The 15,094-nt window shown below is 46.2% G+C and carries 12 protein-coding genes; 6 read left to right on the top strand and 6 right to left on the bottom strand.

Annotation, left to right across the window (positions count from 1 at the left end; genetic code table 11):
- Positions 1-1,563, top strand: a 1,563-nt coding sequence (ligD, locus tag VK541_RS02920) for a DNA ligase D (RefSeq protein ID WP_324366756.1), incomplete at its 5' end; no start/stop codon positions are given.
- 22 nt (positions 1,564-1,585) lie between these two features.
- On the opposite strand, the gene VK541_RS02925 is transcribed toward ligD, so the two are convergent.
- Together VK541_RS02925 and VK541_RS02930 are read right to left on the bottom strand one after the other, a co-directional pair.
- Positions 1,586-2,671, bottom strand: a complete 1,086-nt coding sequence (locus VK541_RS02925) for a metallophosphoesterase (protein WP_324366758.1) — start codon at positions 2,669-2,671, stop codon at positions 1,586-1,588.
- A 75-nt stretch (positions 2,672-2,746) separates the two neighbouring features.
- Complete coding sequence (locus tag VK541_RS02930) at positions 2,747-2,923, bottom strand: hypothetical protein (RefSeq protein WP_324366760.1); 177 nt, start codon at positions 2,921-2,923, stop codon at positions 2,747-2,749.
- Between the two features lie 160 nt (positions 2,924-3,083).
- On the opposite strand from VK541_RS02930, the gene VK541_RS02935 reads away from it, so the two are divergent.
- Positions 3,084-5,921: a TonB-dependent receptor gene (locus tag VK541_RS02935; protein WP_324366762.1), complete on the top strand. Its 2,838-nt coding sequence runs from the start codon at positions 3,084-3,086 to the stop codon at positions 5,919-5,921.
- 93 nt (positions 5,922-6,014) lie between these two features.
- Here VK541_RS02935 and VK541_RS02940 read toward each other — a convergent pair whose 3' ends face one another.
- Entirely contained in the window at positions 6,015-7,658 is a 1,644-nt protein-coding gene (locus VK541_RS02940) for an alpha-L-fucosidase (RefSeq protein WP_324366764.1), read from the bottom strand.
- A 150-nt stretch (positions 7,659-7,808) separates the two neighbouring features.
- On the opposite strand from VK541_RS02940, the gene VK541_RS02945 reads away from it, so the two are divergent.
- Positions 7,809-8,681: an AraC family transcriptional regulator gene (locus tag VK541_RS02945; protein WP_324366766.1), complete on the top strand. Its 873-nt coding sequence runs from the start codon at positions 7,809-7,811 to the stop codon at positions 8,679-8,681.
- Here the strand turns inward: VK541_RS02945 and VK541_RS02950 are convergent.
- Together VK541_RS02950 and VK541_RS02955 are read right to left on the bottom strand one after the other, a co-directional pair.
- Positions 8,678-9,052 (bottom strand): DoxX family protein, encoded by a 375-nt coding sequence (locus VK541_RS02950; RefSeq protein ID WP_324366768.1) that lies wholly within the window; start codon positions 9,050-9,052, stop codon positions 8,678-8,680. The two genes, VK541_RS02945 and VK541_RS02950, sit on opposite strands and share 4 nt — an antisense overlap.
- A 92-nt stretch (positions 9,053-9,144) precedes the next feature.
- Complete coding sequence (locus tag VK541_RS02955; RefSeq protein ID WP_324366770.1) at positions 9,145-9,762, bottom strand: GNAT family protein; 618 nt, start codon at positions 9,760-9,762, stop codon at positions 9,145-9,147.
- 74 nt (positions 9,763-9,836) lie between these two features.
- Between VK541_RS02955 and VK541_RS02960 the strand changes: the two genes are divergently transcribed.
- From VK541_RS02960 to VK541_RS02970, 3 genes are all read left to right on the top strand, one after another.
- On the top strand, positions 9,837-11,411 hold the full coding sequence (locus VK541_RS02960; RefSeq protein ID WP_324366772.1) for a hypothetical protein: 1,575 nt from the start codon (positions 9,837-9,839) through the stop codon (positions 11,409-11,411).
- A gap of 20 nt (positions 11,412-11,431) precedes the next feature.
- Positions 11,432-12,571 carry a sulfatase/phosphatase domain-containing protein gene (locus VK541_RS02965; RefSeq protein ID WP_324366774.1) on the top strand — a complete coding sequence of 380 codons (1,140 nt, stop codon included), beginning with the start codon at positions 11,432-11,434 and terminating at the stop codon, positions 12,569-12,571.
- A 270-nt stretch (positions 12,572-12,841) separates the two neighbouring features.
- Positions 12,842-13,132, top strand: coding sequence for an isoleucyl-tRNA synthetase (locus tag VK541_RS02970; protein WP_324366776.1), 291 nt, complete (start codon positions 12,842-12,844; stop codon positions 13,130-13,132).
- Here the strand turns inward: VK541_RS02970 and VK541_RS02975 are convergent.
- The coding region (locus VK541_RS02975) for an alkaline phosphatase family protein (protein WP_324366778.1) at positions 13,129-15,094 on the bottom strand (1,966 nt) is incomplete at its 5' end. The genes VK541_RS02970 and VK541_RS02975 overlap by 4 nt on opposite strands.

Here is a 15,094-nt window from a genome sequence, read left to right on the forward strand (position 1 = left end):
GCCAGGGGAACCGAGTTTTTCACTGCGGCTTCTAAAATGGGACTGGAAGGTATTATCGCCAAAAAATCTGACAGTCTTTACAGTAAGAATAACAGGTCCAAAGAATGGCCGAAAATTAAAGTGAGCAAACGCCAGGAGGTCATCATTGCAGGTTTTACCAAAAATGAGGATACGCCTAAGCAGTTCAGTTCTTTACTGCTTGGCGTATATGAAGATGGGAATTTACAATATGTGGGTAAGGTGGGTACAGGCTTTAATGATGCGGCGCAAAAAGAGATGATGGAAGAATTTAAGCCGCTGATCACCAGGGAAAGTCCTTTTAAGGATATTCCCGACGTCAACAAGCCTTCACGTTTCCGGCCAAATCCGCCTAAAGCAAAAGCCACCTGGCTAAAGCCACAACTGGTTTGTGAAGTCGCATTTTCTGAAGTAACCAGTGACGGGGTTTTCAGACATCCCTCTTTTCAGGGCATGCGCAATGATAAAAAAGCAAAAGAAGTAGTCAGGGAGTCTGCGGTGTCTACCAAAGCGATTGTCGGAATAGAACTTCCTGAGGCAGATGAAACAAAACCGGACCAAAAAGATCAGCACGCCCCGGTGATCAGGCCGCCCAGATCTGCAGGCCGCAAGACCCTGCTGAACCCGAAGGACGAAACACAGGTTCGCAAGGTAAATGGTCGCGAACTGAAATTCACGCACCTGAGCAAGCTCTACTGGCCGGAAGATAAAGTGACCAAAAGAGACATGTTCAATTACTATTACCGTGTTGCAGACTACATCCTGCCCTATTTGAAAGACCGGCCGATGTCGCTGAACCGTTTTCCCGGTGGTATTCACGCCAAGAGTTTTTACCAGAAAGATGTGAAAGACAAGGCGCCTGACTGGGCGGACACTTTCCCTTATACCACCAGCGAAGGGGAGCACAAAGAATATTTGCTGAGTAACGATGAAGCCGCTTTGCTCTGGATGGCATCGCTCGGCTGTATTGAGATGAATCCCTGGTTTTCAAGGAGCAAGAGTCCGGACAACCCGGATTACTGTGTGATTGACCTTGATCCGGATAAAAATACCTTTGATGAGGTCATCCGTGTCGCGCAGATGGTTAAAGAAGTATGCGGGCAGATTGATGTGCCATGTTATGTAAAAACATCTGGTTCGACAGGGATGCACATCTATATTCCGCTTAGCGCAAAGTATACCTATGACCAAAGCCAGATGTTTGCCAGGATCATTGTTACCCTGGTACACCAGCAGGTTCCCGAATTCACCAGTCTGGAGCGCATGATCGCCAACCGCAAGGGAAAGATGTACCTTGATTTTCTGCAGAACAGACCAGGAGCAACCATCGCCGGGCCGTATTCGCTGAGACCAAAACCGGGTGCTACGGTTTCCATGCCGCTGGACTGGAGCGAGCTGAAGCCTGGTCTTACGATGAGGGATTTTACAATTTTCAATGCGATAGACAGACTAAAAGAAACAGGTGACCTCTTCAAAGGGGTACTGGGTAAAGGAATCGATCTCGCAAAAGCGGTCAAAAAAGCTAAAGAGATGTTTGGCGACTGATTTTTATCCTATGCCGGGTCTGCTAGCCAAGCAAATTTTCGATAGCGGTTTCTTCCAATACGATTCTCCGAGGGACATTGCTGCTGTCTTTCTTCCATTCAATCAACCTGACTGTGCCGTCTTCCAGCTCTATTCCGGTGATGTCTCCGTCACTAAAGCAGCAGCACCCGGTATTGAAATAGGTATTTTTGGAGTACTCCATCCTCGGCGAAGTAGTGCCGCTGATGTTGCCAGCCTCGAGCTCCGCTTCCAGTTTCTGGACCAGCGCCTGATCGCCATTTTTTTTGGCCTCGTCTATCCTTGTATAGGTCCTTTCCAAGTGTGTAAGGGAATTGAATACGGGCTGGTGGGTATGCCCGGTTACCAGTGCAAGGTTTGTCTGCTTTGCAGTCCAGTCGTACATGATTTGATTGTGTTCGGATTTTAGCTGGTTGTCGTAGGCAGGAGTGTTGGGGTTGATACGCAGGTAGGACTGAACAGGCCCCCAAATGGTAGAGACAAACCATTTACTGAGCCAGTTTCCGTCACTTTGCAGGTCGCCCTGGTGTCCGTGGGTCAGGAAAAGACTGAGCTCCTGATCCTTTGCAGGAATTTTAAAAATGACGCCTTCGTAAACCCTGATTTTTTTCCCGAAGATCCTCTGAAGCATGATTCCCGCCAGGGGATCGTTGTCCCAGTAAAGGTCATGATTTCCGAACAGCTTGATGTAAGCATTGCGATCTAAAAAGTTTTTTTCAGCGCTGAACGTTTTTTTATTGTGTTTTATCACTTCGAGGGTCGTGTTTTCCCAAAGCTCCTCACTGTCACCCAGGTTGCAGTACAAAAATTCCCGGGCATCGTAGTAGCTGAGCGCTGCCAGGTAATTGTCTTCACAAAGGGCAAAATCATCCTGGTAACTCCGGTCGCCTTTGTGCTGATCTGAGAAAAGAATGATGCGGTGCTGATCACCTAACCGGATCAGCTGGCCTCGCTTGCCTGGTTGTTCAAGGATGTCCTTGTACAAACCCGTCAGTGCTGCATGGATCCGCTCAGGGTCAGGTCTTGAACTGTATTTGTTGGCGAGTCTCACCAAAAATGACGAAAATAGTTTCTGCAATAGTTTACGCATTGAATTTAGAACTTATCCATCAGCAAGGCCCCAAGACTCCAAAGGCCGTAAATGGAGGCATCTCCGGAGGAATAACTATGCTTCCATGCACGCCCGTACTACAGAGGTACTGGCTTTAATAGTGGTTGATTTTGTTTTGCCCCATTCCCGGTCTTCCCTGAAATCCTCATCTGCATGAAAGTAATAGTCGCGTTTTCCATGCAAGGGACTGCGAAAATTAAATTTGATTTCTTCTTTGGTTTTAATTTTCATGGCCATCAGTTTTAATTATGCTATTAACAATTCTGTTTTAAAATTGTTTAGCGGGATGGGCTCTCTTCCATCTGCTTTCCAGTCTCTCCGTGATTAATATGAGCAAGCTAATAAACGAATATCCCGAAAAAGAGATAAATTCGTATTCTAATCTTGTACGTTGGAAAAAATTTACGCTTTCACTCTCTTATTCATCTGCTGTAATATATTTCAGCTGTCTGCCCAATACAACCGGAAAATCTCTGGTGCTGTAACGGACTCGGCTAAAGCGGGGATTCCCAATGTTAAAGTGCTGGTCATCATTGATAAAGATACGCTGAATACAGAGACGGATCAGTACGGGAGCTTTAGTGTTTCCAAGATCAATGCCAAAAGTTTTTCATTACAAATTTCCACCTTTGGTTATCTGGATTTTAAGGCCGGATATACTTTTGGTGAAAAAGAAAGGCATAAGCGGCTGAATGCCATCGAGCTGAAAATGTCGAGCCGGACGCTAAAAGAGGTAGTCATCAATGCGAAGGCCAATCCCGTCAGATTCATGCAGGATACCGTCGAGTATAATGCTGCGGCGTTCAGCGTTAATGAAGGTGATAATGTAGCGGATCTGATGAAACAACTTCCGGGTATGGAGGTAGACGATGAATATAACGTAAAGGTAACCGGCAAGCCGATGGTCAAACTTCGGATAAACGGTAAAGATTTTTTCACCAGTGATGTTAAAGAATTTATCGGAAAACTTCCAGCCGGCATTGTCTCCAGGATCCAGGTCATAGACGACTTCGGAGACGAGGCAAATTTTACCGGCATAAAGACAGGTGAACCGGTAAAGATGTTGAATATCGTTACGAAGCCCGGAATGAACAGGGGGGCATTTGGCGGGTTTTCCAGCAATGCGGGAACCAACGATATGATTGGCAGCCAGGTCAGGCTACACTTGTGGAATGACAACAAGCAAAGTTCGGCAAACGTCAATGCCAATACCTCAAATAACGGAGCGGGGAACAGCCGGTCGCTTGGTGTCGGGCTAAATCACCGGGACAAGCTGGGTAAAAATGGGCAGGGTGGGTTTGCCTATAATTTCAACAACAACAGGGCCGCTTTTAATCGTGAACAGGTGACAGAATCGTTAAATCCTGAAGGCAATTTTATCAACAATAACAAAAGCGATGGTGAAAATGGAGGAGGCAAGCACAACCTGAACTGGAACATGAGTTACAATAGCAAGAAGGTTTTTATGCAGGCAAATGTCACCGGAACTTACAATCGTTCAGACAACCAAAGTACTTCATTAAGCAATCAATCCGGCCTCATCCGCCAGGATCTGAAGAACCGCAACAGTTCAACTAACTCCACACCGTCCCTCAATGCCGGCATTTCCCTTTCAAAAAAGCTGAAGAATGTGAATAATATACTTTCTGCATCAGCTTCTTTCTCGCTTGCCGGTAGTAACAGGGATCAGCACATCAGCACCAACACGCTGTATTACGACAAAAATACAGGGGCATTGCTAAAAGATTCGCTTTTAAACAGAGATCTGGAGAGTAAAACCAATAGCCGTAATGTTAACTTCGGTTTTAATTACAGCCTTGGTTTGAAAAAACCTAAGGACACTCTCGGCAGGCAGAGCCTGAACTTTAGTTATAATGGCTCTGCAGGCTGGTCTGCGAACGAAATTTCCACCTTTGTTTTTGACAACCTGAGCAATAAGATTTCCTTTGTTGACTCCCTGAGCACATCCTTTAACAGTATTTCAATCAATCAGACTTTAGGGATGAATTACAACTACGGATCCCGCAAGATGCGGTATAATCTTGGCTTCAATGCAAGTCCTAACCTGCTCAGCAACCGCGACCTGAGGCTGGGACAAACAACAGATCACAATACATTCAATTATTCGCCCAATCTAAACTTCAGCCGAACGCTTGCTGTGGGCAAAACATTTTCTTTTGGTTACCAGGGCGCTAACCGGAACCCTACCCTCAACCAGCTGCAACCCATTAGGAATGCACAGAGCCTTCAGAACATCCTGGTGGGCAACCCGGACCTGAAAGCTTCATTCATACATAACCTGAATTCTAATTTTAATTATAACCATATCAAATCCGGTCTGTCAGCACAGATTGGCATGAGCGGTTCTGCGACACAAAACGAGATTGTAAGCCATGTGATATTGCTGCCCGATACTTTAAACAGTTTAAAGCAGGTTACACGTTATGAAAATGTAAACGGCAATTACGAAATCAGCGGTAATTATCTCATTCATATTCCGATCAGGAAGAATAAGTTTTCTTTCGGTTATTCGGGCAGCCTGGGTTTTTCAAATCGTGCGGTCATCTTCAACAACCAGAAAGCTTATGGTAAAGGACTTAATTTCTCTCAGCGGCTTGAGGGCAATGCGGTGTTCAAAAAAATTACATTGAATACTCAATTCAGCTATTCCATAACAAATAATAACAATTCGGGCGCATTGTATGGGAATTCTGAATACCAGCCTATTGGAATTGGCCAGATCAGCGCCCCTGCGTTTTTTAGAACAACAACCTTTGGGGCATCGCTGCAAGGCAGTCTAAGGCTGGAAAAACTGAGGCTCAATGCAAATGTCAACTATAATGCCAACCACAATGATGCCGCCGCTGACCAGGCCGTCCGTGACAATAGCGATGTGAATATGAACCTGTCTGGCCAGTTAACGATCAGGAAATCTTATTTTTTCGGTTTTGGCGCAACTAAAAGGGCCAGTTATGGCTATGCCCTGACAAATTCCAATCCCCTGCTCATCAACATGAGCTTAGGAAAAAAATTTTTAAAGGATAAGTCCCTGAGTATGGACATCAGGGGCAATGACTTACTCGGACAAGGCAACAATATCTCGCGCAGGGTGTCGGGGAATACCATTATTGACAGCCGCACCCAACAGCAAACGCGGGTTTTTTCACTGAACCTAAGCTATAATTTGTCTAAGTTCGGTGGCAGGAATTTCCGGGTAGATGCAGATTGAGTTACACCCGGGAAATTCCTCTGACAATCCTCGGCAGTTAACTTTCGTGTCCGCAGCTCTTGCCAGAAGCTGGATGGAATTGTTTCTTTATGCTCAGACAATATTTCCTTCTATTTTGAGGACAAAAGCACTTTTCCCAGGCACCTGTTCCGGCAGGTCAATCTTTATCCCCTCATTTGTTTGCTGAAAAACAAGTGCTTTGCGGTTTCCAAGCAAACTTACTTTTTCCACTTTACCCGAAGCCGTGGTCAGGGTCCTGATGAACGCCTTTTGATCTTCAGGCCACCCCAGTAAAGTAGCGTAGAGTATTGATCCTTTCCTTACAAACCGGATGTCTGAAGATCCGAATGGCTTGCCCTTGCCTTCATTAAAGCCCTGCGCACTTAGCGGAGCAGCTGATTCCATGGCCGGCCCTTCACCAAATACTTTCCATGGGCGTGTCCCGTAAATGCTTTCACTGTTGAGCTGCATCCAGTCCCCGATTTCTTCCACAACAAAGCGTTCTTTTTCGTCTATTGACCCGTCTCCGCGGAGCGGCACATTGAGCATCAGGTTCCCGTTTTTGCTGACCACATCTATGAGTGTATGAATGACAGTCTTCGAGGATTTGTAGTGGTTGTTGTCGTACACCCTGCGGTCATAATGCCAGGAGCCAATGCAGGTATCGGTTTGCCAGGGAAGCGGTTCAATCGCATTGCTTTGACCGCGCTCAATGTCCCAGACCATGCACTTACGCTGCTGCTCATTTAATATTTTACCATTGATTACCGCTTTGAGCTTTCCGTGCTTTTTGATGCTCTTGTTGTACAAATGCGCTGCGATTCGCAGGCCGGCATCACTCACCGGCCACAGGGGAAGCACGGTATCATCAAAATAAACCAGTTCGGGTTCATATTTATCGATCAGGTCTATCGTACGGTCGTAAAAGTTTTCGCAGTATTCCTTGCTTGGCGGATGTACGCCATTGCCCCAGTTCCATTGCCCATGTATAGCGCCATCGTCTTCACTGTTTTTGCTTAGTGGATGATTTTGTGCATACAGTTGTTGAGGATCATAGCCCTGCCACCACTTGCCGGTTCCTTCGGCCGCGGTGAATTTACCGTCGTACGGCACTCCTGCTAAAGGGCCTTTTTTATCAGATCGCTGCGCGGTTTCATACCAGCGCCAGGCATGGGCGGCATGCACACTAACGCCCAGCGGTAATCCCTGCTTTTTAGCCGCCCTGGCCCAACCTGCCATCAGATCCTTCTTAGGACCGACTTTGGTGGAGTTCCATTTGTGATGCTTGCTGTCATACAAATCAAGGTTGTCGTGATGGTTGGCCAAAGCCATGAAATACTTTGCTCCGGCTTTTTTATATAGTGCCAGCAGCGCATCGGGATCCCACTTTTCAGCTTTCCATTCATTGATGACGTCTTTGAAACCGAAATTCGATGGATGCCCATATTTCTCACAATGGTATTTATATTGGTCGCTGCCTTCCTGGTACATTCCGCGGGCATACCAGTCTCCGCGTTCGGGCTGGCATTGTGGCCCCCAATGTGCCCATATCCCAAATTTCGCATCCCTGTACCATTCAGGCACCTGGTATTGTGCCAGTGAATCCCAGCTCGGCTGAAAGGGACCAATGTTTCCCTTTGATGTCGCATCCTTTAAAAAAGTATTGCTATATAAGCGGGAAGCATACAAGCTTGCCAATCCCGCAATCCCGCCTTTAATCAGTGTTCTACGTTTCATACTGTTTGATTATCCGGTTAGTTGTTTTCGTCTATGCGCGGAATGAATCAGCACAAACTCAAAAATACAAGGGTTGATGTTGATAATAGTAGACAAAATCAGACTAATTTTTTCCTAAAACAGATTTGTAGAAATTTATTACATTAGCTTGTGATCAAGCGCATCCTTACCCATAATTTTTTCCTGCTCAATGTAGACTCTGTGAAACTGGATTCACGCTGGAACTATAAGAATATAGTCAGTCCATATCACCGTATCTACTATATTTCGGGCGGGGAAGGAGAGATCTCTCATTTCGAAAAAAAACTCAAACTTGAAGGTGGTTGCCTGTATATTATTCCAAGTTTCACCTTATGTAACCTGGTTTGTGATGACTTCCTGGATCAGTATTTCGTCCAGTTCTTCGAGGAATCTTCAGACGGGATGTCGCTGTTTGCCGATAACAGGTCTATATTTAAGGTGCAGGCCCGGGAAATTGATGTACTCAACTTTCAGCGGCTCGTCCACATCAATCCCGGACGCGGTATCAACCGTTCCGATGATCCAAAGATCTATGAAAAAGATGTTTACTATAAGGAATATCAGGAGCTCAACCATCAGCAGAGCAATGCCCAGTTTCTCGAAACCCAGGGTATATTACTCCAGCTGATTGCAAGATTCGCTCAGCCTGAAATCCTCGCCCGGAAAGAAAGGCAGCATATTCCTGTAAAAATCCTGGATACCATCAGCCATATTGTGGTCAGTTTGCACTTGCCGCTTTCGGTGAAATCATTAGCCAGTCGCGTACATCAGAATTCTGAGTATTTCTCCCGGCTTTTTCAGCAATATACCGGTTCCCGTCCATTGGCGTATATTACCGAAAAGCGCATCGAGCGGGCTCAATATTTGATCATGACCAGCAGATCCAAATATACTGATATTGCTCAGCAGACTGGCTTTGAAAGTCTTTCTCATTTTTCCAGGACATTTAAAAAAATCACCGGCATGAATCCCGGTGAATACAAGAAGAGATATACCAGTTAATGCGCAGCAAGTTTGAGACGACTATGCCACAGGTAATAGGACACAAACAGAAATACCATCGGCAGTATCATGAATAACAGGGAAGGTGATACACCGGCTGTTTGGATGATGGAATAAGTGGCGGCAAAAAGATCAAAGAACAATCCTGCATAGGCCCATTCTTTGATGCTTTTAAAGCCAGGGATGAGGATCGCAATGGAGCCCAGCACTTTTGCAACGCCAATGAAGGGGATGAAGTAATTCGGGTACCCCAATCCGGAGATCATTTTTACCGCATCGGGCGACATCATGATATCCGGGATTGCAGTGAACAGCATAAAGGCGGCGAATATGCCGGTAATGATCCAATAAAAAATGTTTGTCTTTTTCATGATTTTAGTTTTATTTGATGATCTAAAGATAATTGTGTTCCGCGACAATAGTTATGTGCTGATGCGACATATTGAGGGGGGGTATGCGACAGTTACCTGTTTAACAAGGCAGTCAGGTTTTCCTTTACAACCGGCCATTCCTCAATTAATATGGAATACCTTGCAGAATTCCTCGGCATGAAGTCAGCGCTCATTTTATGTGCCCTGAGTATCCCTTCCAGTTTTCCGCCAATGCGTTCAATTGCGGCGCGGGAGCGTTCATTGCGTACATCTGTATGCAGGCATACACGGAGTACTTTCCATGTTTCAAAGGCGTGGGTAAGCAGCAATAGTTTGACTTCTGTGTTGATGCCCGTCCTTGTTGCCGATTGCGCGAGCCAGGTATGGCCGATCTCGCAGGCGTCCGCGACCTTATTTGCGGACCTCGGATGGCCCTCGGGCCATGGCCAGTATTCCATGTTCCAGAAGCGGGTCGATCCTTTAAAAAGCCCGTCTTCCTGACCGATAATTGCGAAGGGTACCGCGGTGCCCGTATCTCTCATGGCAATGGCCGTTTGAATGTAATTGATAGCGGCGGCTTTACCCTGGGGTACCGGGGTCCACTTATATAAAGCTTCATTGCCAGCCGACGCTTCTGCCAGGCTATCGGCATGATCAAGGCCAAGCGGTTCGAGTTTTATAAATTTTCCTTGCAAAACAGGCATGTTCATGCGAGTAAATTTAGTGAATAGATATCTGCCTGAAAAACATTAATTTTCAGGAGTTAAAAAATCATCCGGTAAAATTGAGCACTCAGAAGACACTTTTTTTCATTTTATGCTTGTTGCTTTGCGGTACTTTATTGCAGGCTCAGACAGCCCGTTCCGGAAAAGCGGCGTCGGTTAAAATACCGCTTAGACAGGCTTTTGGTGTCAATGCCTTTGAATGGGATTTTGAAAACGAGAAGAATCCTGCTAAGATTGATCCGCAGCGGCTGGGGGGCATGAAATCTTTTACAGGCATAAGACATTATATGGACTGGGAAAAGCTGGAACATGAAGAGGGCAGGTACTCTTTTAATCCAACCCTGAGCGGCGGCTGGAATTATGACGCCTTATATGAAGCCTGCAAGGCCAACGGCATTGATGTACTGGCCTGTCTCAAGACCATCCCTAAATGGATGGTGGCTACCTATCCCCCAAAAGAGAAGGCTGACCAGGACAATGTACCGGTGCGGCATGGAAGGGACTTTGCAGATCCCAGGTCTTATATTGAGCAGGCCAAAGTAGCTTTTCAGTACACGGCAAGATACGGGAGCAATTCCCGTGTTGACGTTTCGCTGCTGACTGTCGACAATAAGCCCAGGTGGGCTGGTGACCAGGTCAATGTAGTCAAAAAAGGTCTTGGACTGATCCGCTATATTGAGTGCGACAATGAGCGTGACAAGTGGTGGAAAGGGTCGAAAGCCTATCAGAACGGGCGAAATTATGCAGCCAATCTTTCTGCATTTTACGACGGGCATAAAAACACCATGGGCGTCGGTGTAGGCGTAAAGAATGCTGATCCTTCTATGACGGTAGTGATGGGCGGACTGGCGAGGCCTGATACCGCATATGTAATTGAAATGGTCAAATGGTGCAGGGAAAACCGGGGATATCATGCTGACGGATCGGTAAACCTGTGCTGGGATGTGATCAACTACCATCTTTACTCAGACGATGATGAATCTACACAGGGCGTGAAAGCCACCCGGGGGATGGCTCCGGAAAGATCTGCGGCAGATTCCATTGCAAACAACTTTATGAAGATGGCCAGGGAACATGCCGGCGGTATGCCGGTATGGATGACAGAAACCGGTTATGATGTAGACCAGAGGAGCCCGCTGCGGGCCATTCCCATTGGCCATAAAACCGCTCTTGAAACTCAGGCAGACTGGATCCTAAGGTCCGCTTTATTGTATATGCGGCATGGTGTAGCAAGGGTGTTTCTCTATCAGACCTATGATGAAAATATAGAAAGCGGCGGTAGGTTCTCTTCTTCCGGTTTACTCAACAAGGACCGTTCGCGCAAACCTGCTGCTGATTACATCTATCAGGCCAATAAACTGATGGGCAGCTACTCCTATAAAGCAGCAGTTTCGAAAAGCCCGCTGGTTGACCAATATGAGTTAAACGGCAAATATGCCTATGTGCTGGTTAAGCCATCGGAGAATGGAAGCACTGTGCCGTATACGCTCGGCCTTAAAGGTAAAAAGCAGGTATACATTTATCGCCCTGCAGCCGGGAAAGACGAAATGAGTGGAACGAAGGTTGAGGTAATCAATGGGAAATTGCAGCTTCTGGTATCAGAAACACCAATGTTCGTTCTGCCGGTAAACTAAGGAAACAAAATTAAATATAGATGAAAGAAATAACTTTAGCCATTTGCCTGCTGTTTTGCCAGCTGGCCTATGCTCAGCAGAAGCCTAATATTGTGATCATTGTTTCCGATGACCACGCCTATCAGGCAATCAGCGCCTATGGCAGTAAATTGGTTAAAACCCCCAATATAGACCGCATTGCCAAAGCGGGAGTAACTTTTAAAAGAGCTTATGTGACGAATTCCATTTGCGGGCCGAGCAGAGCGGTGATCCTGACCGGAAAATACAGTCACAAAAATGGTTTTAAAGACAATGTATCTGCTGATTTTGACCACAGTCAGGACAATTTTGCAAAGCATTTGCAGGGAGGTGGCTATCAAACCGCATGGATCGGAAAATTACATCTTGGCAGCAAGCCCCAAGGCTTTGACAGGATGAACCCGGCTCAGCGTGCTAAATTTGATGCTTACTATAACCCGATCGAAGCTGACCTGAAAACAAGAAACTTATCCGGGAAGGCCCTTATAGAATGGAAGTATCAGCGCTATATGAAAGACTATTTGAGTACAGCGGCATCATTGGACAGAAATATCGGTCGCACGCTGGATTATTTGGAAAAGAATCATTTAACTGAAAATACCATAGTGATCTATATGTCTGATCAGGGATTCTATATGGGGGAGCATGGCTGGTTCGATAAGCGTTTTATGTACGAGGAATCGTTCAGGACCCCCATGGTAATGAGCTATCCGGGAGTGATAAAACCAGGCAGCCAGTCCGAAGCATTTGTGATGAACCTGGATATTGCCCCAACTTTGCTTGATGCTGCAAAGCTTAAAATACCGGAAGGTATGCAGGGGAAATCAATGTTACCTTTGTTTCAATCTGGTATTGAGGTGTTCAGGGACGCCATGTTTTATCATTATTACGAAAATGGGGAGCACTCGGTATCCCCTCACTTTGGGATCAGGACCGAAAGATATAAGTTGATCCGTTTTTATAAGCGGGTGGATGCATGGGAATTGTATGATTTAAAGAAAGACGGTTCAGAGGAACACAATCTGTATGGGGAAAAAGGGTATCAGCCTATCGTTACCGAATTAAAATCCAGGCTTAAAGCGTTGATTGACAAATATGAAGATCAGGAAGCAAAGGACATCATGGCAACAGGGGCCGGATGATGTTGTTCATAAGATGTGGAATTGTTTAAAAGTTTATTGCGTTTAAAACTTTCAGAATGGCTAAATTGTTGCTAGTAAAAAGGACTACTCAATTCTGAAAAAAAGTCCTGTGAGCGGGTGATCCGCGTAGGGCAGGCACACCATAAGTGAGGGACAACAGGGGTTTCACAGCTTCTGTTTGTCCCTCAGTCTTTTACACGCTTTAATGCCGTATATTATGGATTGATTTTTGTTGAATATTTGTAGTTTTTACTTAAATAAAACAAGGTCATGATCAAAATATTAAAACTTCAAAAAGCTGTAATAGCCTTTATACTGGGAGTAGGGGCCTTGATTGCTTATAGGATAATGAGTGAAAACAGGGCGACGTCTGCTAATTTGATGCTTACGCTCGCCGGTATTCTTTTCGTAGCCGGGGCATTAATGTTCCTGTACCCTATTCTTTTTGCGAAAAAAGATAAGGAAGGCTGCGTCGAACTCGATCCTGAAAAGCAGGAAGAGGTGATGGCCGGAAATGAAAACGCAATCGCCTCGGAAGTCCTCGACGACAAAGAAAACTAGATCAGACCACCCATATATGGATCGGTAACGGAATCTTTTCCATCCTTTTCTGCATGCCCGGCATATTGCCTCAGATAGTCATCATTCCCTTTCACAGAGATCTTCAAATTGTACCATCCGTGGCTTTTCTTCAGGTCAGCAACAAGGCTTTTTTTGCTTTTGGCTGGTATCTTAACAGACAGCGGACTGATATTTTGATACACCTCATCAGCGATCATTATTTCCAGACGGGTATCTCCTGTGTTTTCAAAGTGCAGTTTCAGGTTGCCCATAGCCCCGACGCGCAGGAGCGCCGGCTGATCAGCACAGATAATCCTCAGAGCGGGATCATCCGCTGAACCCTTAAAGCTGCGGAAAAAGCCATTTGGCCCGTTTACGTTGAGGTGATACCGGCTTCCTTCAAAGTCATGAAGACTGAACTGGTCGGTAAGCCTGTCACCTGCTGATACGGCATAAGACCAGGTTTTTCCCATGGCCTTCCCGAAGAGCCCCGGCGCATAAACACTAAAGGGCGCGCCTATCGGGAACGGCCGCAAATGTCCGAAAGTTCCTGTTGAGAAATGAATGACCACGTCTTTGCCTGCCGGATCAAGCCAGCAATCTGCATGAAGGCGATAACGTAGTGCACAAGCTTTCCTGGTGCCGCTTTCCTGTTGCGGCATAAAGGCCGATGCACCTTTCTGAAAGGGATGAAGGCTGTTGATCTTTTCAATTTCAACGACTGAAAGCGGATCGGGTTTTAATTGTGCAGGTTTGTTTTTCGCATTTTGGATGCCGGTGATGACTTCTTCCTTTTTAAGCCGGTCCGGCATACCTGATGGTTCGGCTTTTGCGGGCCGGAACGCCGAGGTCAGGTCACCGCAGATGGCACGCCGCCAGCTGCTGATCATCTTGCTCCTGATCTTTTTCCCGGTTTTTTCAGTCAGAAAGTTTTCCAGGAACATGATGGTAGAGGTATGGTCGCAGACTTGTGAGTTCACGTATCCGCCTTTGCTCCAGGGCGAGGCGATGAGCATGGGTACACGGTAGCCAAGACCGATAGGGCTATCTTTCTCCGTCTCGTAGTCTGCTGCTACGTCTATATTGGCAGATACTTTACCACTGCCGGGGTCTCCGGGTTTGGGCACCACGTAAGGTGGGATGTGGTCAAAGTACCCGTCATTTTCATCGTAAGTAAGGATAAAGATCGTCTTTTTCCATACTTCAGGGTTTTTTGTAAGGATGTCTATCGTTTCTGAAACATACCAGGTACCATAGAGCGGTGAGCTGGTGTGGTCGGAAAAGCGTTGCGGCGCGACCAGCCAGGATACTGCGGGCAGTTTGCCCTTATCCACATCTGACCTGAACTGATAAAAGATGTCGTTCTTTGGGATATTCAGGCTTTGCTTCTGTTCCTGATCGTCGGTATAGTCAAATGCCGCCAGCTCCAGGTAATCGAAGGGCGCGTTGATATTGGTGGCGAAGGCTTTGTCTATCAGGTTTCTTTCCCTTGAGGTTAAGGCATCGTATTTTTCCCGTACCTCCTGCGCAGTTAGTTTTTTCTTTGGATCGCCGTGTTTTCTAAACCAGGCTGAAAGCCTGACGTTGTAACGTTTTACATATTCTATGGCATTGTCGCCATAGTTGCCCAGCCAGTCGTCTACGGTATCACTCTGCAGGTCACTGGTCCAGATCTCATTCTGGTAGATCTTCCAGCTAACACCATTGTCTTCCAGTACTTCTGGGAAAGTTTCCCAGTCTATATAAACATCATCGCGTGATTCAGCTTGTGAATTGTTGACAGCAGCCACGGAGGTGCTGTTCAGTTCAGGTCTGATATTGCCGGTCCACATGAACAGACGGTTGGGTGTCGTGCCGGTCAGTGAAGAACAGAAGTTATGGTCGCAAATGGTAAAGGCATCAGCCATGGCATAATAAAACGGCACATCTTTGCGGTCATAATAACCCATGCACATCAGGGAT

Source organism: Pedobacter sp. (genome assembly GCF_035317785.1).
In the GTDB taxonomy this organism is placed as follows: Bacteria; Bacteroidota; Bacteroidia; order Sphingobacteriales; family Sphingobacteriaceae; genus Pedobacter.

Bases quoted from the DNA above. Each gene is read 5' to 3' on its own strand.
- VK541_RS02925 (WP_324366758.1), bottom strand. From the start codon at position 2,671: ATGCGTAAACTATTGCAGAAACTATTTTCGTCATTTTTGGTGAGACTC.
- VK541_RS02950 (WP_324366768.1), bottom strand. From the start codon at position 9,052: ATGAAAAAGACAAACATTTTTTATTGGATCATTACCGGCATATTCGCC.
- VK541_RS02970 (WP_324366776.1), top strand. From the start codon at position 12,842: ATGATCAAAATATTAAAACTTCAAAAAGCTGTAATAGCCTTTATACTG.
- VK541_RS02955 (WP_324366770.1), bottom strand. From the start codon at position 9,762: ATGAACATGCCTGTTTTGCAAGGAAAATTTATAAAACTCGAACCGCTT.
- VK541_RS02930 (WP_324366760.1), bottom strand. From the start codon at position 2,923: ATGAAAATTAAAACCAAAGAAGAAATCAAATTTAATTTTCGCAGTCCC.
- VK541_RS02940 (WP_324366764.1), bottom strand. From the start codon at position 7,658: ATGAAACGTAGAACACTGATTAAAGGCGGGATTGCGGGATTGGCAAGC.
- VK541_RS02965 (WP_324366774.1), top strand. From the start codon at position 11,432: ATGAAAGAAATAACTTTAGCCATTTGCCTGCTGTTTTGCCAGCTGGCC.